General features: G+C 72.7%; 19 protein-coding genes and 1 pseudogene. 7 read left to right on the top strand and 13 right to left on the bottom strand.

Annotation, left to right across the window (positions count from 1 at the left end; translation table 11 throughout):
• Positions 1-11: 11 nt before the first annotated feature.
• Both lepB and AB0O09_RS18200 read right to left on the bottom strand, forming a co-directional pair.
• Positions 12-869, bottom strand: a complete 858-nt coding sequence (lepB, locus tag AB0O09_RS18205) for a signal peptidase I (protein WP_363542640.1) — start codon at positions 867-869, stop codon at positions 12-14.
• A gap of 239 nt (positions 870-1108) precedes the next feature.
• On the bottom strand, positions 1109-1408 hold the full coding sequence (locus tag AB0O09_RS18200) for a chorismate mutase (protein WP_344627099.1): 300 nt from the start codon (positions 1406-1408) through the stop codon (positions 1109-1111).
• 332 nt (positions 1409-1740) lie between these two features.
• Here AB0O09_RS18200 and AB0O09_RS18195 point away from each other — a divergent pair, with 332 nt between their 5' ends.
• Positions 1741-2166 (top strand): OsmC family protein, encoded by a 426-nt coding sequence (locus AB0O09_RS18195; protein ID WP_363542638.1) that lies wholly within the window; start codon positions 1741-1743, stop codon positions 2164-2166.
• Between the two features lie 673 nt (positions 2167-2839).
• The gene (locus tag AB0O09_RS18190; RefSeq protein ID WP_363542636.1) at positions 2840-4981 is read left to right on the top strand and encodes an EAL domain-containing protein; all 2142 of its coding nucleotides are present in this window, start codon (positions 2840-2842) and stop codon (positions 4979-4981) included.
• A gap of 60 nt (positions 4982-5041) precedes the next feature.
• Here AB0O09_RS18190 and AB0O09_RS18185 read toward each other — a convergent pair whose 3' ends face one another.
• A complete protein-coding gene (locus tag AB0O09_RS18185) occupies positions 5042-6223 on the bottom strand; it encodes an LLM class flavin-dependent oxidoreductase (RefSeq protein WP_363542635.1) in 1182 nt (393 codons plus the stop codon).
• A 496-nt stretch (positions 6224-6719) separates the two neighbouring features.
• Here AB0O09_RS18185 and AB0O09_RS18180 point away from each other — a divergent pair, with 496 nt between their 5' ends.
• Together AB0O09_RS18180 and AB0O09_RS18175 are read left to right on the top strand one after the other, a co-directional pair.
• Entirely contained in the window at positions 6720-7319 is a 600-nt protein-coding gene (locus tag AB0O09_RS18180; protein WP_363542634.1) for a hypothetical protein, read from the top strand.
• A 463-nt stretch (positions 7320-7782) separates the two neighbouring features.
• Positions 7783-9048 carry a hypothetical protein gene (locus tag AB0O09_RS18175; RefSeq protein ID WP_363542633.1) on the top strand — a complete coding sequence of 422 codons (1266 nt, stop codon included), beginning with the start codon at positions 7783-7785 and terminating at the stop codon, positions 9046-9048.
• A gap of 181 nt (positions 9049-9229) precedes the next feature.
• Here the strand turns inward: AB0O09_RS18175 and AB0O09_RS18170 are convergent, their stop codons facing one another.
• The 6 genes from AB0O09_RS18170 to AB0O09_RS18145 form a co-directional block, all read right to left on the bottom strand.
• Positions 9230-10135 carry an alpha/beta hydrolase gene (locus AB0O09_RS18170; protein ID WP_363542632.1) on the bottom strand — a complete coding sequence of 302 codons (906 nt, stop codon included), beginning with the start codon at positions 10133-10135 and terminating at the stop codon, positions 9230-9232.
• On the bottom strand, positions 10132-11238 hold the full coding sequence (locus AB0O09_RS18165) for a branched-chain amino acid ABC transporter permease (protein ID WP_363542692.1): 1107 nt from the start codon (positions 11236-11238) through the stop codon (positions 10132-10134). Before AB0O09_RS18165 ends, AB0O09_RS18170 begins: the two co-directional genes overlap by 4 nt.
• A 107-nt stretch (positions 11239-11345) precedes the next feature.
• Entirely contained in the window at positions 11346-12212 is an 867-nt protein-coding gene (locus tag AB0O09_RS18160) for a branched-chain amino acid ABC transporter permease (RefSeq protein ID WP_344627088.1), read from the bottom strand.
• Entirely contained in the window at positions 12209-12991 is a 783-nt protein-coding gene (locus AB0O09_RS18155) for an ABC transporter ATP-binding protein (RefSeq protein ID WP_363542631.1), read from the bottom strand. The genes AB0O09_RS18160 and AB0O09_RS18155 overlap by 4 nt, the downstream gene beginning before the upstream one ends.
• 77 nt (positions 12992-13068) lie before the next feature.
• Positions 13069-13827, bottom strand: coding sequence for an ABC transporter ATP-binding protein (locus AB0O09_RS18150; RefSeq protein WP_363542630.1), 759 nt, complete (start codon positions 13825-13827; stop codon positions 13069-13071).
• A gap of 164 nt (positions 13828-13991) precedes the next feature.
• Positions 13992-15332, bottom strand: a complete 1341-nt coding sequence (locus AB0O09_RS18145) for a substrate-binding domain-containing protein (protein ID WP_363542629.1) — start codon at positions 15330-15332, stop codon at positions 13992-13994.
• Positions 15333-15845: 513 nt separating this feature from the next.
• On the opposite strand from AB0O09_RS18145, the gene AB0O09_RS18140 reads away from it, so the two are divergent.
• Together AB0O09_RS18140 and AB0O09_RS18135 are read left to right on the top strand one after the other, a co-directional pair.
• Complete coding sequence (locus tag AB0O09_RS18140; RefSeq protein WP_363542628.1) at positions 15846-16607, top strand: CoA transferase subunit A; 762 nt, start codon at positions 15846-15848, stop codon at positions 16605-16607.
• Position 16608: 1 nt separating this feature from the next.
• On the top strand, positions 16609-17322 hold the full coding sequence (locus AB0O09_RS18135) for a CoA transferase subunit B (protein ID WP_363542627.1): 714 nt from the start codon (positions 16609-16611) through the stop codon (positions 17320-17322).
• Positions 17323-17391: 69 nt separating this feature from the next.
• Here AB0O09_RS18135 and AB0O09_RS18130 read toward each other — a convergent pair whose 3' ends face one another.
• From AB0O09_RS18130 to AB0O09_RS18120, 3 genes are all read right to left on the bottom strand, one after another.
• Positions 17392-18102 carry a uracil-DNA glycosylase gene (locus AB0O09_RS18130; protein WP_363542626.1) on the bottom strand — a complete coding sequence of 237 codons (711 nt, stop codon included), beginning with the start codon at positions 18100-18102 and terminating at the stop codon, positions 17392-17394.
• A 179-nt stretch (positions 18103-18281) separates the two neighbouring features.
• Positions 18282-19403, bottom strand: a complete 1122-nt coding sequence (locus AB0O09_RS18125; RefSeq protein ID WP_363542625.1) for a low temperature requirement protein A — start codon at positions 19401-19403, stop codon at positions 18282-18284.
• Between the two features lie 578 nt (positions 19404-19981).
• Positions 19982-20263, bottom strand: a complete 282-nt coding sequence (locus AB0O09_RS18120; protein ID WP_363542624.1) for a hypothetical protein — start codon at positions 20261-20263, stop codon at positions 19982-19984.
• Positions 20264-20317: 54 nt separating this feature from the next.
• On the opposite strand from AB0O09_RS18120, the pseudogene AB0O09_RS18115 reads away from it, so the two are divergent.
• Positions 20318-20434: pseudogene (locus AB0O09_RS18115) on the top strand (integrase); the annotation flags it as partial.
• Positions 20435-20582: 148 nt separating this feature from the next.
• Here the strand turns inward: AB0O09_RS18115 and AB0O09_RS18110 are convergent.
• Positions 20583-21623, bottom strand: a complete 1041-nt coding sequence (locus AB0O09_RS18110) for a VCBS repeat-containing protein (RefSeq protein ID WP_363542623.1) — start codon at positions 21621-21623, stop codon at positions 20583-20585.
• Positions 21624-21938 lie beyond the last annotated feature (315 nt).

The following is a 21938-nucleotide window of genomic DNA, read 5'->3' as shown; positions in this document are numbered from 1 at the left end:
TCGGTCCGCCGTCAGCGGCCGGACCAGCCGAACCAGTCGACGTGTCCGAGCGGCCACACCACGGCGGCGGCCGGGCCGACCACGTTCGCCACGGGGACGGCGCCGTCGCCCGGCCCGTCGCGGTGGTAGCGGGAGTCCGCCGAGTTGCTGCGGTGGTCGCCCTCCACCCAGACGTACCCCTGCGGCACGGTCACCGGCCCGAAGTCCAGGCCCGAGCAGGAGTCGTCGCCGGCGTGCAGGTACGGCTCCGCCACCGGGTGCCCGTCCACGCGCAGCACCGTCCCGGCGCACTGGACGGTCTGGCCGCCGGTCGCGATGACCCGCTTCACCAGGTAGTTGTCGTCCTTCGGCGGCAGCAGGCCGACGAAGCTCAGCACGGCGTCGAAGGCGCCGGGCAGGGTGCCGGAGGTGTCCGGCTGGTTCGGCAGCCAGCTCCCGGGGTCGCGGAAGACCACCGGCTCGCCCGGCTTCGGCTCCCAGCCGGTGAGGACGGCCAGCTTGTTGACGGCCACCCGGTCGTGGACCCGCAGTGTGTTCTCCATCGAGCCGGACGGGATGGTGAACACCTGGAACAGGCAGGTCTTGATCACCAGCGCCACCACCAGGCCGATGGCCGCCATCACCGGCAGCTCGACCCACCAGGGCCAGCGGCGCCGCGGACGCCGGCCGTTGCCACTGCCGGTGCCACTACCGGTGTCGCTGCCGGTGTCGCTGCCGCCGTCGATGCTGCTGCCGCTGCCGTCGATGCCGCTGCCGGGGGTGGTGCCGGCGTCGGCGGCGGGAGCCGCGCCGGTGGGACCGTCCGGGCGCCGGGAGGGCTCGGGGCCCGTCGACGGCTCCGCGCCGGGGGTGCCCACGTAGCTGGTCATCTGCAGTGCCACCCTCCGCGCCACCGCCGGGCCGCGCCGGGGCCCGGCGGGCCGGCTCGGCGACTGCCCCGCCGGTGGGTCGAGATCGCCGGTCGAAGAGAACAGCACGCTAGCGCCGTGGGCCGTACACAGGAAATCCCGTATTTAGCCGCATCCGACATCCGGACGGGGGTTCGGCGAGGCGGCTCCGTGTGCGACTGCTCCGCGTACGGCGGTGCCGTGTGCGGGCAGGCACCCGGTCAGGAACGGGCGATGGCCTCGTGGTGCCGGATCACCTCGGCGATGATGAAGTTCAGGAACTTCTCGGCGAAGACCGGGTCGAGGTGTGCACCGGCGGCGAGCTCGCGCAGGCGCGTGATCTGCTCGCGCTCCCTGGCGGGGTCGGCCGGGGGCAGCTTGTGGTCGGCCTTCAGCCGGCCCACGCGTTGGGTCGCCTTGAAGCGCTCGGCCAGCATGTGGACGACCGCCGCATCGATGTTGTCGATGCTCTCGCGCAGGCTGGTCAGCTCGGCGCGGACCGCTTCGTCGACCTGCGCCATCGCCTCGGCGGCGTCCGCGGCGGCGACATCGGCGGCCACGGCGTCGGCGGCGGGGTCGGTGGGCTGATCGGTCATCGGACAATCGCTCCGGAGCTGGCGGGGCTGGACACGCCCGACGGCCGGAAACCGGCACGGGCCTCGGCAAATCTAACAGGGGGCACCCCCCGAACTCCCACCTTTCGGACCAAGCGTCCACCATCCGGACATCCGGCGACCCCGCGTGGCGGGTGCGGCCGAGCGCCCGTCCGGACGGACAATCGCCGCGTAGGCTGGGCGCGGCGCCACAGGACGTGACGACCCAGCAGTTCTCCCAGCACTGGAGGTACCTGATCGTGGCAACCACCCGTACCGCACGCACCGCGTGGGAAGGCAACCTGCTCGAGGGCAAGGGCGTGGTGACGTTCGCCTCCTCCGGCATCGGGGAGTACCCGGTGTCCTGGCCGGCCCGCGCCGAGGCCCCGAACGGGAAGACCAGCCCCGAGGAGCTCATCGCCGCCGCCCACTCCTCCTGCTTCTCGATGGCCCTCTCGCACGGCCTCGCCGGCGCCGGCACCCCGCCCACCAAGCTGGACACCCAGGCCGACGTCACCTTCCAGCCCGGCACCGGCATCACGGGCATCCACCTGACGGTCACCGGCGAGGTCCCCGGCCTCGACGAGGCGGGCTTCGTCAAGGCCGCCGAGGACGCCAAGGCCAACTGCCCGGTCAGCCAGGCCCTCACCGGCACCACGATCACCCTCACCGCCAAGCTGGCCTGACCCGCGACACGCCGTCGGTGGCAGCGCTCCCAAAATCGTCGGAACGCTCCCACCGCCCCGGTGCCGTGACACCCACCACCGGCACACCGGACCTCCGTCCGCCCGGTCACACACCGGACGAGCAGGCCGTATGCGCACCCGCCCCCGTCCGCCGCCGTTCCGCGGCGGGCGGGGGCGGTGCCGGGTCCGCTCACGCTCCGTCAGAAAGCCGACGAATCACCCTGGCGGCGGTCGCCGCAGATTCTCCCCGACGCCTATGATCGGCGACGGTGGCCCGACCCGAGGGGTTTCGATCGAGGGGTTGGATCGGACGAGGGCGTGGACCGCCGTGGACACGGACAACTGCACTACGGCAGCCGTCCGGATCAGCGGGAGCAGCGGACGGGAGCATGCCGTGCCGGGGCGAAACGAGGGGGTCGACGCACACCACACGGGTGTGCGGCACGAGGAGTTGAACCGGGCGCGCCACGGCCGCCCCGAGCCCCCGCACTCGCCGCCCGGGCACCCCGAGCAGCACACCGCCGAGCGGGCGGGCACCGGGGCCCAGGCGGGCACCGCGGGTCAGTCGCCGTCGGTGGGTCAGTCATCGGTGGGGCACTCGTCGGGCCGTCCGGGGATCGAACCGGCCCTGCCGGTCGAGCCGTTGCTCTCCTGTCCCACCTGCACCGGGCCGGTGGGCGGCAGCACCGCACGCCTGCTGGCCGCTCTCCGGGCGAGCGAGTCCCGCTTCCGGGCGGCGTTCGCGGACGCCGGCATCGGGATGGCCCTGATCGACGCGGACGACCGGATCATCGAGGCCAACCCCGCCTTCGCGGCGATGCTGGGCCGCGAGCCGTCGGACCTCGCCCGCACCCACATCCACGAGATCATCGAGCCCGAGGACACCCCGCGGCGCCTCTACCGGGACCTGGTGCACGGCAAGCGGGACCGGCTGCGTGTCGAGAAGCGGCTGAAGCACCGGGACGGCCGCTCGGTGTGGAGCAAGGTGGCCCTCTCCCTGATCCGGGACGGCGCCGGGCACCCGCTCTACACCCTGGCCATGGTCGAGGACGTGACCGAGCAGCGGCTCCTCGGCGACCGGCTCGCCTACCAGGCCCTGCACGATCCGCTGACCCGGTTGCCGAACCGCACGCTCTTCTTCGAGCGGCTGGAGGCCGCGTTCCTCGCCGTCGGCGCCCGGACGGACCGCGGACGGACCGAGCCCGGGGCGACGGCGGTGAAGGGCCCGGTGCCGACGGGCGGCAGCAGGCCCGCGGGCAGCGCCAGGCCCGCCGGCGGCGGCTCGGCCGGCGGCACGCTCACCACGGCCGCCGCGGCGCTCAACGGCTCCGGGTCGGGCGGCGCGGTGAAGGGCTCCGGAGGCGCCGGAGCGGGCGCGGTGAACGGTGCCCGCGCAGCCGGCCCTGCGAACGCCTCCGGAGCCTCCGGCTCCGCGAACGGCCACGGTGCCGTCGGCGCTGCGAACGGCTCCGGCGTGCGCGGGGCCCCCAAGGGCGCGACGAACCGCGCCGCGCAGGCCGCCGACGGCGAGCGGCATCCCCGGATCGGGCTGTGCTACCTCGACCTCGACGGCTTCGCGGTGATCAACGAGACGCTCGGCCACCACGTCGGTGACCAGTTGCTGGTCGCGGTGGCCGCCCGGCTGGAGAACGGCTTCGCCCGTGGCGACCGGCAGCTGGTGGCCAGGCTCGGCGGCGACGAGTTCGCCGTCCTGATCACCGACAGCGAAGGTTCCGAGCAGCTCACCTCGCTCGCCGGCCGACTGATCAAGGCGCTGGAGAAGCCCTTCGAGATCGGCGGTCACCGGCTGGCCGTCACCGCCTCCGTCGGCGTGGTGGAACGGCCGGTCGAGGGCACCTCCCCGACCGACCTCCTGAAGGACGCGGACTCCACCCTCTACTGGTCCAAGGCGGACGGCCGCGCCCGGTGGACGCTCTACGACCCGGCGCGCGGCGCCCACCAGCTGACCCGGCAGCTGCTCTCCACGGCGCTGCGGCCGGCCCTGGAGCGCGGCGAGTTCATCGTCGAGTACCAGCCGCTGGTCGGCCTCTCGGACGGGCTGGTGCACGGCGCCGAGGCGCTGGTCCGCTGGCGGCACCCCCGGTACGGCACCCTCTCGCCCGACCGGTTCATCCCGCTGGCCGAGGAGTCCGGCGCGATCGTGCCGCTCGGCAAGTGGGTGCTGGAGGAGTCCTGCAGACAGGCGAGACGCTGGCTGGCGGAGTTCCCGGACGCCGACACCTTCGTCAGCGTCAACCTGGCCGCCCGTCAGATCTGGGACTCCGACGTCGTCGCGGACGTGGCGGAGGTCCTGGACCGGACCGGTCTCCCCGCCGGACTCCTCCAGCTGGAAATCACCGAGAGCGCCCTGCTCGGCCCGGGCGGGCGCCCCATCCAGGCCCTGCAGGCCCTCGCCGACATGGGCATCAGGATCGCGATCGACGACTTCGGCACCGGGTACTCGAACCTCGCCTACCTCTCCCGGCTCCCGGTGCACGTCCTCAAGCTCGACGGGACCTTCGTCGAGGCCTTCCGCGACGCCGGGACGACCGGCCTCCCCGGCGGACGCTCCGCCTCCCCCGACCCCGACGGTGCCCGGGCCCGGCGCACCGAGGCGGACGAACAGATCGTCGGCGCCATGGTGCGGCTCGCCCACGCCCTCGGCCTGACCGTGACCGCCGAGGGCATCGAGAACGCGGCCCAGGCCGAGCGGCTCCGGCTCACCGGCTGCGACACCGCCCAGGGCTGGTACTTCGCCAAGCCCGGGGACGCCGAGATCGTGGCGGACATGCTCCGGGAGTGCCAACCCGACTGAGTCCGGGCGACACCGCGATCGGCGGAGCCGGATCAGCAGAGCCGGATCAGCGGACCCGGATCAGCGGGCCGGGACCTCCGTGGGGCTCGGGTCGGCAGCGCCGACGGCACCGCCGACGTTGCCGGCATCACCGGCATCACCGGCGTCAACGGCCGCGGTCAGCCCGTACGCCTCGGCGATCAGGCCGTAGGAACGGTGGCGGGCCTCGTGACCGTGGATGTGCGAGGTGACCATGAGTTCGTCGGCGCCGACCCGCTTGCGGAGGGTTTCCAGGCCGTCGGCCACCTGCCCGGGGGTGCCGAGGACGACGTTGCCGAGCCAGCTCGCGAGGAAGTCCGCCTCCATCTCGGTGTAGGGGTGGGCCTCGGCCTCGTCCGGGGTGGGGATCAGACCGGGGCGGCCCTGGCGGAGCCGGAGCATGGCGAGGCCGGCGGACCGGGCCAGGCGCAGCGCCTCGGCCTCCCGGTCGGCGGCGACCGCGCTGACGCCGATCAGTGCGTAGGGCTCGTCCAGGACGGCGGACGGCTGGAACGTGCTGCGGTAGAGGTCCAGCGCCGGGACGGTGTTGGCGGCGCTGAAGTGGTGGGCGAAGGCGAACGGCAGGCCGAGCCGGCCGGCCAGTCGGGCGCTGAAGCCGGAGGACCCGAGCAGCCAGATCGGCGGCCGGGCCTCGCTCTGCGGGACGGCGCGCAGCCGGGCGTACGGGTGCCCGTCCGGGAAGTCGCCGTCGAGGAAGTGGGTGAGTTCGGCGAGCTGCTGCGGGAAGTCGTCGGCGCCGTCGGAGAGCCCGCGGCGCAGGGCCCGGGCGGTGGCCTGGTCGGTACCGGGCGCCCGGCCGAGGCCGAGGTCGATCCGGCCCGGGTGCAGGGCCTCCAGCAGGCCGAACTGCTCGGCGATGGTGAGCGGGGCGTGGTTGGGCAGCATCACGCCGCCGGAGCCAAGGCGCAGGGTGCGGGTGTGCGCGCCGAGGTGGGCGAGCAGCACGGCGGGGTTCGAGCTGGCGACCCCGGGCATGCCGTGGTGTTCGGCGACCCAGAAGCGGTGGAAGCCCCACCTCTCGGCCGCCGCGGCCAGCTCGGTGGTGGCGGTGAGCGCGTCGGCCGGCGAGTAGCCGGCGCCGACGGTGGCGAGGTCGAGGATGGAGAGCGGGGCGGGCGCGGACCCGCGGGCGCGTCCGCGGACGGGGTCGCCCGGCACCGTCTCCGTGGGGTTCTGGCTTCCGCCCGTGTGCTCGCCGCTCATGCCGCCCGTCCTCCTGGTCGCCGCGGGTTCCTGGTCGCCGGTCGGTCGACCGACGACGGAGGACAACCTCCGGGCGGGCGGGCGTGTTCCCTCGTTCCCGAACCGATCGGCCGCCCCGTGCAGGCGGCGGTTGGCGACTTCATGCCAGCGCGGGAAGTCGCCAGCTCCTGATGTCGCGTCAGGAAAGACGATCGGGCAAAGTTACTCATCAGTGCGGTGCATGCATCACCGCGCTCCTGACGAAGACCACCGGGCTGGACCAGCACCGATGGTCCCCGCGAGCCCCCCGGAGCGGCACCCCGCTCCGGGGGCTCGTGCCATGTGCCGACCCGGTCGGGGGACGCGGCTCCGCCGGGGCGCCCGCAGCGGCTGCGGCTCAGCCCGTGTGCCGTGAGCAGCGACACACGGGGGGTGCTTCATGGCATGAAAGTTCGACTCGCTAGCGTTACTCCCTGCAGCACTGCTCTCCCCCGGGCGGTCTGGAGGGAGTTCGACCTTGGACGCCGCAGCCGTACTCGGCCCGTCGTGGATCTGCGCGCTGGCGCTGTGCGCCGTGCTCGGTGACGCGTTCCTTCCTTTCCTTCCGAGCGGGACGCTGGTGATCCTCGCCGTGCTCCGCACCTCCGAGGTCGAGGGTGCTCCGCTTCTGCTGGGCCTCGGGGTGGCCGTGGCCTCCTTCCTCGGCGACCTCCTGCTGCTGAACCTGGCCCGCCGCGGGGCTCCGGCCGTACGGCGCCGCCTGGCCCGGCGTCCCGAACTGGCGACGAGCGTCGAGCGGATGCAGGCGGCACTGGCGCAGCGCACCAGCCGGGCCGCTGCGGTCATCGTGATCATCGCCAGGTTCGTCCCGGCCGGCCGCACCGTCCTCGACCTGGCGGTCGGGCACTCGCCGGCCTCGTCGCGGATCTTCCTCCGCTGGTCCGCGCTGGCGGCCGTGGTCTGGGCCGCCTACATCGTCAGCCTGGGCTGGCTCAACAGCCACTGGTTCGACACCGCCTGGCTGAGCCTGGTCGTGTCCTGCGCGGCGGCGACGCTGATCAGCGGCAGCATCGCCCGCGTCATCCGCCGTCGGCGCCGCGCTGCGGCGGCCTGCTGAGCACCGCCGCTCCGACCTGAGACGACCTGACCGGATCCCGGTCGGTCCGGATCGGGTCAGTCCGGTCCGGATCGGGCCCGGATCGGTCCCGGATCGGTCCCGGCCCAGCCCCGTCCGGATCGCAGGCCGGGGTCGGGAGACAGGGGCGGGTCGCGGGTCGGACAATGGCCGCACGGCCCCCCGGACTCCTCGGCCTCCCTGACCCCGCGCCGGCAGCGATCGGCCCGCCACCCTTCCCGACGATCTGTCTCAGGACCGCAACAGTCGGGTCGAGGGTGCAGCCGCCATGGGTATGAGCTGCGTGGTGGCCTGGGGGTGGACAGGCGCGCTGTACCGACCTGAGCGCCCATGACATCCTTGTGCAGGAATACAGATCAATTGTCCGATTATGTCGGCGCCGTCCGGATGCCTCCTGGTGTCCGGACGTCTGCTGGGTGCGGGCACCACGCGGGTAGGGGAGACCATGAGCAGCATCTCGCGGAGGGCAGTGCTGAGTGCCGGGGCGGCCACTGCGGCTCTCGGCGCTGTCACCGCCTGTTCCAGCGGCGGCGGGGCGAAGGCCAAGGGTTCGGGCCCCGGCGGCGGTTCCGGGGACGGCGCCGGCAGCACCTCGACGGCGAAGCCCGTCAAGGGCACGCCGCTCGGCGACGGCTCGACCTCGGACAGCGGCGCACAGCCGAACCAGCCCAAGCCCGAGAAGCTGAAGCCCGGTGAGCAGCCGCCGCAGTTCGTGGTGTTCTCCTGGGACGGCGCGGGCGCCACGGACGACGGGCAGTTCAGCCGGTTCCTGAAGATCGCGGAGGAGCACAAGGCGTCGATGACCTTCTTCCTCTCCGGCATCTACACGGTGCCGAAGGAGAAGTCGAGCCTCTACCACCCGCCGCGCCACCCCGTCGGCGCCTCGGACATCCCGTTCCTCTCCGCGAACGCCGTCCGGAACACCATCAAGCTGATCAGCCAGGCCTGGCTGGCCGGCCACGAGATCGGCACGCACTTCAACGGCCACTTCTGCGCGCGTCAGCCCGACGACGGCAACGCCGTGAACAAGTGGACTCCCGAGGACTGGGAGAACGAGATCCAGCAGGCCGTGTCGTTCGTCACGCAGTGGAAGACGAACACCGGCTTCACCGACGTCGATCCGCTGCCCTTCGACTACAAGAAGGAGCTCATCGGCGGCCGCACGCCCTGCCTGCAGGGGCAGAAGGGGCTGCTGCCGACCGCGGCGAAGCTGGGCTGGAAGTACGACGCGAGCTCGCCCGGCGGCCTGCAGATCTGGCCGCAGAAGGTCCAGGACGGCAAGATCTGGGACTTCCCGCTGCAGGGCATCCCGTTCCCCGGGCACAGCTTCCAGGTGCTCTCCATGGACTACAACATCCTCGCCAACCAGTCGCACGGCTCGACCAAGGGCGACCCGTCCAAGCACGCGGAGTGGCAGGCCCAGGCCCGTGACGCCTACGTGGCGGGCTTCAACCGGGCGTACACCACCAACCGGGCGCCGCTGTTCATCGGCAACCACTTCGAGCAGTGGAACGGCGGCATCTACATGAACGCCGTCGAGGACACCATCAAGGAGATCGCCGGCAAGCCGGACGTCCGGCTGGTCTCGTTCCGGCAGCTGGTCGAGTGGCTGGAGGTCCAGGACCAGTCGACGCTGCGCAAGCTCCGCACCCTCGGCGTGGGCAAGGCCCCGACGGGCGGCTGGGAAAGCTTCCTGGGGACGGCGGGCTGAACCCTCCTTCCCGGCCTCCCGGGACCTCCCCGGGCCACCCGGTATCCCGGTCTCCCAGGTCACTCGCTCGCCGTTCGGCCCGCTCCGGCCGGCCCGCTCAGGCGGGCCGGCTCGGACCGGGCGCCGTCGCCGGCTCGAACCGTCTCCGACGGATCCGGGCCGGCGACCGGCCTTCCACGGGTCAGTCGAGCGTCGCGCCCCGCAGCAGCCGGTCGATCACGGCGTCCGCACCGTCCGCACCACCGATGATCGAGTAGTGGTTGGTGCCGGGGACGGTGGCGGCGGGGACGCGGGTTTCGTCCAGGCCGGCCGACCTGAGGCGCGCCGCGTCGTAGAGCCCCTGCGGTTCGTTGAGCAGCCCGCGTTCGGCCCAGAGCAGTTCGGCGGGGCAGGGCAGTTGGTGGACGGCGGCAGCGGCCTCCTTGTCCAGCAGCACCTCGCGGCCGTCCTGCCGGATCGCCTCGGGGACGCAGGAGGAGCGGAGTCCGGGCTCCGTCCCGACGAGGTCGCGCTGGGTGTAGGCGTCCATCCGTGCGGTCCACTCGTCGACGAAGGCGGGGTGGGCCTGCCAGAACTCCCGGTACGCCTGCCGGTCCGGGAAGGTCATGGACAGCCGTGCGAGGGCGGGGCCGAGGACCGCCGCCAGTGCGTCGTCCTCGTGGACCCCTGCGGGGAGCGGGAAGCTCACGGCCCCGTCGACCAGCAGGACCCGGCTCACCAGCCCGGGGTGGCGTACCGCGGTCAGGGCGCAGACCCACGCCCCCATCGAGTGCCCCGCCAGGTGGGCCGGGCCGAGGCCCAGGGCGCGGACGACCTCCGCGACGTCGTCCGCGTGGCGGGCGAGGCCGAACGGGCCGTCTACCGAGCGGCTGTCCGCCCGTCCCCGGAGGTCCGGAGCGATCAGGGTGGCCCGGCCGGCCAGCCGGTCGGCGATCTCGCCCCAGGCCAGGGCGTTGGCGGTGATGCCGTGGACGGCGACCACCGTGGGTGCGTCGGGCACCCGGGCCGGCCAGCGCAGGACGGCCAGGTCCCCACCGGGCACGGGGACGGACAGTTCGTCGTGCACGGGTCCTCCGGAGATGCTCACGCTGCCTCATTTCCACGGATTCGAACAGGCACGGCCGAGCCGGCACGGGCGGCACGGAGACGGGCGGGCAGTCTAGCCAGGCCGCCCGGCAGGAGGTAGACCACCACGACGAACAGGCCGCCCAGCAGGAAGAGCGGCTGGGAGAGCGGGACGCGCAGCACGGCGGGCAGGTCGGCGACGGCGGCGGAGTTGGCGAGGTCGCCGAGACGGTGGCCGGCCCAGGTGTAGAGGACGCCGCCGAGCAGCGGACCCCAGCGCGTGCCGGATCCGCCGAGCACCACCATGACCAGCAGCGCGAGGGTGGCGTCGGAGGTCGCGGCCTGCGGGGTCGCGCCGCCGGTCAGCAGCAGGTACACGACGCCGCCGGCGCCGGCCAGGGCTCCGGCCACGACGAAGGCGATCAGCTTGTAGCCGTACGGCCGCAGGCCGAGGACCTCGACGCGTCGTTCGTTCTCCCGGATGCCGGCCCAGACCCGGCCGATCGGCGAGCCGACGGTGACGTGGACGATCGCGAGGGTGAGGACGAGGTACCCGAGCGCGATCCAGTAGAGGTTGGCGGTGTTGCCGATGCCGACCAGCGAGGACGGCAGCAGGTCCGCGGGGGCGGCGCGCCCCTCCTCGCCGCCGGTGAGGCCGCCGGGGTTGCGCTGGACGAGGATCGCCCCGGCCTGGGCGAAGGCGAGCGTGACCATGGAGAAGCCGATGCCGGTGACCCGGAGGCTGACCGCGCCCAGCAGCACGGCGAGCAGGGTGGCGCAGGCGATGCCGGCGGCAGCGGCCGGCAGCAGGGGGAGGCGGAGTTCGAGCATGGCGAGGTCGGTGCAGTAGAGACCCGCCGCGAAGTAGAGGGCGTGGCCGAAGGAGAGCAGGCCCGTCCGGCCGAGGAGCAGGTCGTAGCCGGTGGCGAGGGCCCCGTAGAGGAGGCACAGGGCGATCAGTTGGAGGCTTCCGGGGCTGCCGAGCGGCCCGTCGAGGAATCCCGGGACGGGAAGCGCACTGTATGGGGCGACAAGGAACAGGATCAGCAGGGTGATCGGCCACCAGCGTAGTGCTCGACGGAGCGGAGTCGAGCCGTCACCGAATGATTCACCTGTTCGAGGGATGGTGCGACCACGTCCCGGTGTTCCAGAATCTCCGTCAGAAGCACCGCCGGGCCATGAGACTGTGACGCCCGTCGGGCTCTCGGTGCCCGTGGTCGAGGAGTTGGCGGTCACGCGAGCCTCCCGGTGAGTCCGCGGGGCCGTACGAGGAGAAGTACGGCGAGGAGTACGACGACGGAGAGATCGCCCAGCCCGGCGGCGGTGTAGTAGTTGGCGAACTGCTGGACGAGGCCCACTGCGGCCGATGCGACGGCGGCACCGGTGACCGAGCCCATGCCGCCCATGACGACCACGACGAAGGCGAAGATCAGCAGACCGGTGCCCTGGCCGGGGTTGACGGAACCGAAGTAGAGACCGGCGAGCGCGCCCCCGAGTGCGGCGGCGGCTCCGCCGATGGCGAAGACCAGGGTGAACGCACGACGCACGTCGACACCGAGGGCCGTGACCATGGCGCGGTCCTCGACACCGGCCCGGACGATGAGGCCGTACCGGGTACGGCTCAGGAAGAGGCGCAGCAGCACCAGCACCACGAGGGCCGCGCCCATCAGGACGAAGCGGTTGACGGGGACGACCGCACCCAGCAGCGAGACGGTGCCGGCCAGCGCGGCCGGCGGTTGGAAGGGCCGGGCGTCGGCGCCCCAGATGCCCATGATCAGGGCGGGCAGCGCCAGGCCGACGCCGACGGTGGCCAGGATCTGGTCGCGAGGACGACTGTAGAGGGGCCTGATCACGGCCAGTTCGAGCAGGACGGAGGCGGCGGTCCCCGTAGCGGTGCCGAAGAGCACCGCCGGCCAGAAGCCCACCCCCGCCTCGGCGGAGGCCCACCAGGCGGCGTAGGCGCCCACCGACAGCAGGGCCCCGTGGGCGAAGTTGAGCACGTCCATCAGACCGAAGATCAACGACAGCCCGGAGGCCACCAGGAAGTAGAGAGCGCCCAGACCGAGACCCGTACAGACGAGGAGGACGACGGTGTTCATGGAGAGGTCACCTCCGTAGCGGATTCGACGGGACGGGGGGAGTCGTCGGCCGCGGCCTGCGCGGCGGCAGCAGAAGCGCGCCTGCTGCCGACGCCGAGCAGTCGGCGCGAGGCCTCCTCGTCGGCCAGCAGTTCGGCGGTGTCGCCCCGGTGGACGGTCCGGCCGTCGGCCAGGACGGTGCAGCGGCCGGCCAGCCGTCTCACCAGTGCGAGGTTCTGTTCGACGAGCAGGATCGGCACCCGTTCCGCCGCCCGGGCCAGGACCTCGGCCACCTCGGAGACGATCTTCGGTGCCAGACCCTTGGTGGGCTCGTCGGCGATGATCAGCCGGTTGCGGTTGAGCAGGGTGCGGCCGATCGCCACCATCTGCTGCTGGCCACCGGAGAGGGTCCCGGCGGCCTGTCGGGCCCGCTTACGCAGCTCGGGGAAGAGCTCGTGCACCAGGTCGTAGGCGGGCTCGGCATCACGCTCGGCCAGCCGGAGGTTCTCGGCCACGGTGAGCCCGGCGAAGACGCCGCGGTCCTCCGGGGCGTAGCCGATGCCCTGGCGGACGACCAGATGGGTCGGCAGTCCTGCCAGTTCGGCCCCGTCGAAGAGGAGGCTTCCCGACCTCGGCACCAGGCCCATGACCGCCTTGGCCGTGGTGGTTTTGCCCGCGCCGTTGCGGCCGAGCAGCGCGGTCACGCCCGTGGGGGCCACGTCGAGGTCCACGCCGTGCAGGATGTGCAGGCCGTCGATGACCACCCGCAGGTCCCGCACGGCGAGCAACGGCTTCGGCATCTCCGCCGCACCCGCCGCCCGCCCGTCCACCGTCGTCTCCCGCGTCTTCCGATACTGCGTCAGAAAGGGATCGTCCGTCACAGCGCCTCACCCAGGTAGGCCTGCTGCACGGTGGGGTCCGCCATCACCGCAGCAGGCGTGTCCAGTGCCAGAAGGGTGCCGTGGTGCATCACGGCGAGCCGGTCGGCGAGACCGAGCAGGACGTCCATGTGGTGTTCCACCATCAGCACCGTCCGGCCCGACTCCCGGTGCACCGAGCGGATCAGTTCGGTGAGGGCCGGGACCTCCTCCGCGCTGACGCCGGCCATCGGTTCGTCGAGCAGGATCAGCCGCGGTTCGGCGACCAGCAGCACGGCCAGTTCGAGCTTGCGCTTCTCGCCGTGCGAGAGGGCGTTCGCCACGGTGTCCGCCCGGTGCCCGAGGTCGGTCCGTTCCAACGTCTCGGCGACCTGGGCGGAGTACCGGTCGGCCCGGCGCCAGAAGCGGTAGGAGGCGGCCGGCCCGGCCGCGCCCTGCGCAGCCAGCCGTACGTGCTCGGCAACCGTCATCCCGCCCCACAGCGAGGAGGTCTGGAACGTCCGTCCGATCCCGCGCCGGGCCCGTGCGTGTACGGGCAGGCCCGTGATGTCCGCCCCGTCCAGTTCCAGCGTGCCGTGGCTCGCCGGGTAGATCCCGGAGATCAGGTTGAACAGGGAGGTCTTCCCCGCACCGTTGGGTCCGATGAAGGCGACGAACTCGCCCTCTCCCACGGTGAAGGAGACGTCCTCCACGATCGGCACACCCCGGACCGACCAACCGAGCCCCGTCAGCCGCAGGACGGGCTCGGCGGTCCGCACGGCGGCCGTGCTCCCGCCCACCGGCCGCGGGACACCCGCCTGCCCGGAGTGGGCTGCCTGCCCGCGCAGGACCGCCTGCCCGGGGAGGGCTGTCTCCCCGGGCAGGCCGGCTGCGGCGCCGGACGGCCCCGCGCCGGGCCCCGATGCGGATGGCTGCTCCACGATCAGCCGACCATGGCGAGGACGGGCGGCGCCACCTGCTCGGCGGGCAGGACCTTCTCCACGGTGGGCTTGGCAGCGGCACCGCTGCCGGTCAGCCGGACCTGGAACATCGGCTGCAGCAGCGCGTGGTCCTCGGCGCGGACGGTGAGGTGGCCCTTCACGCCGTCGAAGCTCCACCCCTCCAGGGCCTTCACCAGGGCGGCGGTGTCGTCGGCGGAGCCCTTGTTGGCCTCGACCGCGTGCACCACCATCTGGGCGGCGGTGAAGCCGTCGGGGGTGAAGATGTCCGGCTTGCCGCCGCCCTTGGCAACGGCCTCGGTCATCGCCTTCTCGATGTCCGTCCCGGCCGCACCGGCGAAGTAGTGGTTGAGGAAGGAGATCTTCTCGCCCGCCGGGCCGAACAGCGGGTACGAGGCAGCGAGGTCCAGGCCGGTGACCACCCGGGTGGAGGAGAAGACGTCCTGCTGGTTGAGTGAGGTCCACAGGGCGGAGGCGGTCTCGCCGGCCCAGGCCACGAACAGCAGGTCGGGCTTGGCGGCCTTGGCCTGGGTCGCGAACGGCGTCAGGTCGGTCGCGCTGGGCGGGGCGAAGACGGCGTCGACCGTGGCGCCCTCCTTGCCGAGGACGGCCTTGACGGCGGCCACGTTGGCCTGTCCGAAGGCACTGTCCTGGGCCAGCACCGTCACCTTCTTGCCCTTGGCGTCGCCCACGAACGAGGCCGCGGTCAGGGTGTCCTGGTAGGACTGGCGGCCCGAACGGAAGGTGTACTTGTTGAGCGCGGTGACCTTGTCGGCGGCGGCCGGTCCGCTGATGAAGAGCACCTTGTTCTGCGCGGCGAAGGGCGCCACCTGCAGGGCCACCCCGGAGGCGGTGGAGCCGGCGAGGATCTTGTAGCCCTTGCCGATCAGCTCCTTGGCGCCGGACACCGCCTTGGCGGGGTCGCCGGCGTCGTCCTGCTCGACGAACTCGATCGGGTGCCCGTCCACCGTGCCGGTGCCCTTGGTCGCGTAGTCGAGCCCTGCCTTGAAGCCCTCCAGGTACTGCTTGCCGTACGCGGCGAGCGGGCCGGTCTTGGAGTAGAGCAGGCCGACCTTGACCGGGCTCGAAGCCCCGCCGTTCCCGCTTGCGGAGTCCGTCCCCGCCGTACCGGCCTCGGCGCAGCCGACCGCCAGCACGCCGCAGGCCGCCAGGACGGCGATCCGCCGCCCGACGTGCCGCGAACCGCCCGCGGCACCGCCGCCGGTGGCCGCGGTGCTGCGGGCGGCTCCCGGGGCCGGGGCGGCCGTGGACGCGGCCCGGGCCGCACCGATGGATCTGACGCGGGGAAGTGCTGTGTGGCGCATGGCGGCCGGCTCCTGGGGATCGCTGCGGGGGTGGATGCCGGAACCGTAGGAGTGCGGCAGGCCCGGGGACATATGGCCGGACGACGCACCGACCGCCCCGGCTGTGTGCCCCTCAGCCATGTCGGAGCTCCGCAGGGCGATCCGTGTGGCACGGCCCCATGGCCGGGGCGCACCGAATGTCGGGCGCCGCCATGGATCCGGCCGGGCCCCGCAGCGAGGGTGGAGGAGCCCGACCGGCCCCGACCGGCCCGCCGACCACGCCTGATCACCGTCAGCGCTGCGCCCGGCCCGGCACCCCGCCACGGTCCCCGGTCCCGGGCACCCGAACGCTCCCGCCCGTCCCGCCGCGGCCCACCACCGGCCCCCGACCCGGCCCGCCGCCCAGCGCTGCGCCGGCCCCCGGCGCGGCCCACCGCCCGGGCCGGGGCCGGGCCCACCACCCGCTGCTCCGCCCGGTCCTCGGATCGGAGAGCCGCCGGCAACCCCCACCCCCGCCCTCAGTGAGGTGACCCCTTGGACAAGGTCCTTGTCTCCCCCGACCGTGCCGTCGAGGACATCCCCGACGGAGCGATCCTCGCCGTCGGCGGATTCGGTCTCTGCGGCATCCCGAGCACCCTGCTGGGCGCACTCGCGGCGGCGGGCACGTCCGGGCTGCGCGTCGTCTCCAACAACTGCGGCGTCGACGACTGGGGCCTCGGCCTGCTGCTGCGTGCGGGCCGGATCGCCCGGATGACGTCCTCGTACGTCGGCGAGAACAAGGAGTTCGCCCGGCAGTACCTGAGCGGGGAGCTTGAGGTCGAGCTGACTCCGCAGGGCACGCTGGCCGAGCGGCTGCGCGCCGGGGGTGCCGGCATCCCCGCCTTCTACACCCCGGCGGGCGCGGGGACGCAGGTCGAGGAGGGGGGTCTGCCCTGGCGGTACGCCGCCGACGGCTCGGTGGCGGTCGCCTCACCGGCGAAGGAGGTCCGCGAGTTCGGGGGGCGACGCTACCTGCTGGAGGAGGCCATCACGGCGGACTTCGCGCTGGTCAGGGCCGAGGTGGCCGACCGGCACGGCAACTGCGTCTTCCACGCGGCCGCCCGCAACTTCAATCCGCTGTGCGCCACCGCCGGGCGGGTCACGGTGGTCGAGGCCGACCTGGTCGTCGAGCCGGGCGAGCTCCCGCCGGACGCGGTGCACCTGCCCGGTGTCTACGTCGACCGGGTCGTCGCCGCCGACCCCGCGGACCGCCGCATCGAGCGCCGCACCGTCCGTCCGATCCCCCAGGAGGTCTGAGATGCCCGCCACCGAAACGTCCACGGCCCCCACCGCGACGGCCACGGCCACCACCGCCCTCGACCCCCGGGACGTGCTGGCCGCCCGGGCCGCCCGGGAACTGCGCGACGGCCAGTACGTGAACCTCGGAATCGGCCTGCCGACCCTGATCCCCAATCACCTTCCGCCCGGTGTGCACGTCGTGCTGCACTCGGAGAACGGGATCCTCGGGGTGGGGCCGTACCCGCAGGAGGGCACCGAGCACCCGGATCTGATCAACGCGGGCAAGGAGACGGTGACGGTCGAGGCCGGCGCCTCGTACTTCGACTCGGCGTTCTCGTTCGGCATGATCCGGGCGGGCCGGATCGACGTGTCCGTGCTCGGCGCGATGCAGGTGTCCGCCTCGGGCGACCTCGCGAACTGGATGATCCCCGGCAAGATGGTCAAGGGCATGGGCGGCGCCATGGACCTCGTGCACGGCGCGCGCCGGCTGATCGTGGTGATGGAGCACACCGCCAAGGACGGTTCACCGAAGATCGTCGACGAGCTGTCGCTCCCGGCCACCGGCCGCGGCGTGGTGCACCGGATCGTCACCGACCTCGCCGTCCTCGACGTCACCCCGGACGGCCTCCTGCTGGTGGAGGTGGCCCCGGGCCGCACGGTCGAGGAGGTCCGCGCCGCCACCGAGCCCCCGCTGGGCCTCTCCCCCGCGCTTTCGGCCGGACTCTCGGCCTGAGCCCCCGAAGACGGGGAAGGCCGGTCGCTCGCTGCCCTCACAGCGCGCGGCCGGCCTTTCCGTACCCGATCAGTCGTTCAGGTTCGGGATCTTCCAGTCGATCGGCTCGGCGCCGAAGCCCTCCAGGGCGGCGTCGATCTGCGAGAACGGCTTGCTGCCGAAGAACAGCTTCGCGGAGAGCGGCGACGGGTGGGCGCCCTGCACGACGACGTGGCGGTCGGTGTCGATCAGCGGCAGCTTCTTCTTCGCGTAGTTGCCCCACAGCACGAAGACGCAGGGCTCCTCGCGCTCGCTGACGGCCTTGATCACCGCGTCGGTGAACTTCTCCCAGCCCTTGGCCTTGTGCGAGTTGGCCTCGTGCGCCCGCACCGTCAGCACCGCGTTGAGCAGCAGGACGCCCTGCTCGGCCCAGTGCATCAGGTAGCCGTTGTCGGGGGCGGGGATGCCGAGGTCGGCTTCCAGCTCCTTGAAGATGTTCCGCAGCGACGGCGGGGTCTTGGTGCCCGGCAGGACGGAGAAGCTCATGCCGTGGGCCTGGCCGTCGTCGTGGTACGGGTCCTGACCGAGGACCAGCACGCGGACCTTGTCGTACGGGGTCGCCTCCAGCGCGGCGAACTCCTGCCCGCTCGGCGGGAAGACCTGGTGCTCGGCGCGCTCGCCGGCCACGAAGGCGGCCAGCTGGGCGAAGTACGGCTTGCCGACCTCGTCCGCGAGCACGTCCTGCCAGGACTCGGGCAGCTCGAAACCGGCGCCCGCGGCCGTCTCAGCCAGATCCGTCACGACAAACCTCCCACCGACCGCGCCGCACTGCGCAGCGGTCGCCTCCGACGTACGACTTCCTACGAACCTGAACGCTACACACCCCTACCGACAGCCCGCTCCGCCCACCCGCCTCCCCGCCGGATCCCCCGGGAATCCGCACCGGTCCCGCCCGGGGGTGCTAAGCGCTCGCAGCGCTCTCAGACCTGGAGGGCCGCCTCGGGCTCCGCCCCGGTCTCCGCGTCGGCCCGGGCACGGTCCCGGCGGACCCGCACGTGCTCGACCGCGTTGAGCCCGACGAGCACGACGGCCAGCGCGGTCAGCGCCGTGAGGGCCGGCAGGTGCGGCATGAGCGGCAGTAGGACGAGGACCAGGCCGGCGGCCCCCAGCCGGGTCGGCGAGACCTTGCCGAACATCATCCACCGCGTGTAGCTGAAGGAGAGCAGGTAGAGCACGCAGCCGCCGTACAGCAGCGCGACGGTGCCGAGGCCCAGGGCGTGGCCCGGTTCGGCGACGGTCTCGCCGAAGCCCACCGCCACCGCGATGACACCGGCGATCAGCAGCAGGTGGCCGTACGAGAACACCCGGCGGATCATGTCGCGGCGGGAGGCGGCCGTCTCGACGGCGAACCGCATGGCGTCGGACGCGAAGCCGAAGTAGAGCCACCACAGGGCGCAGGAGATGGCGAACGCTACGGCCACCGACAGCAGTTGGCCGGTGTGCAGGTCCGAGCCCGCGACCGGTCCGCCGATGCCCACGATGGACTCGCCGAGCGCCACGAGCAGGAACAGCCCGAACCGCTCCGGCAGGTGGCCCGGGTGGTAGGTCACGGCGGCCAGGCGGCGGCGGAAGACCAGCGGCGCGGCCAGGTCGCAGGCCGCACCCGCGGCCCACAGGACGGTCCGGGCGGGGCCGTCCGTCATACCGCCGAGGAGCATCAGCGGGCCGCTGACGGCGCCCCCGACGCCGTACGGGCCGAGCCAGACGCGGCGGATGCCGCGGACCAGCCACAGCAGCACCAGCCGGGCGGCCCAGTAGCCCGCACCGAAGAGCAGGCCCCGGGCGCCGTACGCGCCGGGCAGGGCGAGGGCCATGAACAGGCCGCAGAGGCCCACGCCGAAGATCCCGATCCGGTCGCGCGGGGTGTCGACGTCACGGACGTTGGCCTGCACGGTCGTCCCGACCCAGCACCAGTAGACCGGTGCGAAGGCCACCAGCGCCCGGCCCGTCCCCGCCCAGTCGTGGTGGTGGTGCAGCAACTGGGACACCTGGGTCACCGCGAAGACGAAGACCAGGTCGAAGTAGAGCTCCGCCCAGGTCACCCGCTTCTCGTCCACCCCGCCCGGCGGCTGCGCCCCGCCCGGCGTCCCCGCCGCGTGCGCGGTCCCCTCCCCCGGTTCCGTCCGGGGTCTTCCCACTTCCGTTGCCCGTTCCACTGCTCCCCCTCGGGCTCGAACGGCGCCACCGCCACGGCACCGGCCCGAGAAGGCAGGCCCCGCGGCGGCGGCGCACCGTCCGGATCCGGTCCGGACCCGGTATAGATCTCGTCAGTCTGGCCTCCGACCGAACCAGGCTGTGCTGTTGCCCCGCGACACGTCGGTGACCAGCAGCGGAACAGTTGCCGTTGGCTACTGGCCGTCAGCTTTGGCCAGCCTCGGACGGGCCGCAGACGGCCCGCAGACGGCCCGGCCGGACCTCCATGAGTACCGGCGGTTCCGCCAGTGATTGACCAGGAACACGCAGGCGGATCCGATCACAACGAGCGGTCCGGCCGCGACGAGGCCAATGATGATCAGCACGGCCCATACAAGTGGTGAGTCCATACCCTCTCTCCCCGGGGGCCTAGTCAGACAGGGGCTGGCACAGCCAGGCGGGGCGCGGCCTTCAGGTCAGACGGGCACTACTCGTCGTCCCGCTCCAGGATCAAGCCAACCGAACCTGCCTCGAGCCCGTTGCCGTCTTCGAGGTGCAGGTGGCTACCGTCCGGCGTACCGCCCTCGGCAAGCGTCAGGAGATGGCGAGCGAGGGTTCGAAGCCCGGTGGCGTTAGCTGCGACGACGACCTCGGCGCCGGCCTTCCGAACGCTGATCTGCGCGTTCTCTTCCCAGCCGAACACGCGCGAGACGCCGTCAGAGTGCGTGGTCACGGTGTAGCTGGCGCGGGGCCCCTGCTCTGCTGTCATGAGGTACATCCTGCCGGATTGCCTGTTCTCCGGGCTTGGGCACGGGGGCATCCCCTGGGTCACGCGGACCCCGGGTTGACGCCAAGGATCTACACCCGCCTGACGCCGAGCAGCCGGGAGCACGCCCGGAAGGCCGTGGACGCGGTGTTCGGCCACGGCTCTGGCCGCTGACGTCCCGCAGAGAGCCAGATGGCAAGCACAGCGCCTACCAGTGGAAAACCCACTGGTAGGCGCTGTGAGGATTTCTGACGGTCAGAACGGAGCCGACGGCCTATGCTCTATTGCCTCGGCCGTAACTAACCGCAGGACCGATGGGCCGTCAGTACTGGTGCGACTTCGTCGGGTGCGGGTGGCGCTTGGGGCCGGTCGGAGTCGAGGTGGGAGTCGCCGTCGGCGTGGGAGTGGCCGTCGGGGTGCCGCCGGGGACGGTGTCGGCACCGGTGAGCAGGTTGTGGGTGCCCAGGGCGGTGAGGGCCGTCCCGTCGAAGCGGTAGGTGGTGGCGTTGCCGGAGGCGTCGACGGCGCGGAGGTCCACGGTGCCGTCCTGGTCGACGTCGGCGGCCTGGACGAGCGGCTTCGCCGCGGCGTCCCAGCCTTCGGCCGCGACAAGGACCGGTGTGGCGGGGGTGCCGAGGGTCATGTCGAGCAGGGCCGCGGGGCTGTAGTAGTACAGCTGGCCACCCGTCTCGGAGCGGGCGAAGAGCGCCGGCATGTTGTCGACGAGTGCGGTCGTGATGCTCCAGCCGCTCCAGGTGCCGCTGCCGGTGGGGTTGGTCTCGGTGAGGACCAGCTCGGGCGGGAAGAATGCACCGGGCGCCGCGGCGGTGGGCTGCAGCCACAGCGCACCGTCGAGGACGCTCAGTAGCGACGGGAGGGGGTTCGGCTCGCCCTGGGCGGCGGTGGTGTACAGCTGGCCGGCATTGGCTATGAACGTGGGCAGTGCGCCGGTGACGGGCGACGTGAATGCGACCGAGGGGACGCCGATGCCGCTCAGCGGGTTCAGAGGAGATCCGTCTCCGGTGCCGTAGATCACCGTGCCGGATCCGGTGGCCGGGTTGTAGATCAGGACGTCGTTGGGGCCGGCACCGGTGCGGAAGTGCCCGACGATCGCCTGGCGGTCGTTGTAGTCGGCGGGGCTGCTGCCGCTCGCGCCCAGGCCGTTGACTCCGATGTCGGTCGCGGTGCCGGTGAGGTTTCCGCCCGCTGCACCGTCGGTCAGCCAGAGACCGGCGTCGAGCGAGGCTTGGTTGCCGACCACGACGAGGTCGGTGTAACCGTCGCCGTTGAGGTCGTTCTCGATGGCCGTCACGGTGTCGGCGTGGGCGGGCAGGACGAGGCCGCCCAGGGCTGCGGCGGTCACGGCGGTGACGACCGCTGCGGCGCGAGCGTGCAGGGGGAGACGGCGTTGTGACATGGGGTGCCTCGGGTCTTCCGTGAGGAGCACAGTGGCCGGTCGCGGCGGACCGGCGCGAGGATCATGGCACAGCGCCTTCGTGCACGGTGCACCGGTCCAGGAGCAGTAGGGCCGGACCAAGGGATGGTGACGCCGCATCACCGCACCGGAGCGTCGCTGACGCACCCAGGACTCGGACCGCTGACGGCCCACAAACGGCCCAGCGAGCAAACACAGCGCCCCTACCGGCGGAAAACCGCTGGTAGGGGCGCTGCGACTGTC

The sequence above is a fragment of the Kitasatospora sp. NPDC093679 genome, assembly GCF_040683455.1.
Classification (GTDB): domain Bacteria; phylum Actinomycetota; class Actinomycetes; order Streptomycetales; family Streptomycetaceae; genus Kitasatospora; species Kitasatospora arboriphila.
Note: the sequence above shows the minus strand (reverse complement) of the source record. Positions and strands in the feature narration are given on the sequence as shown.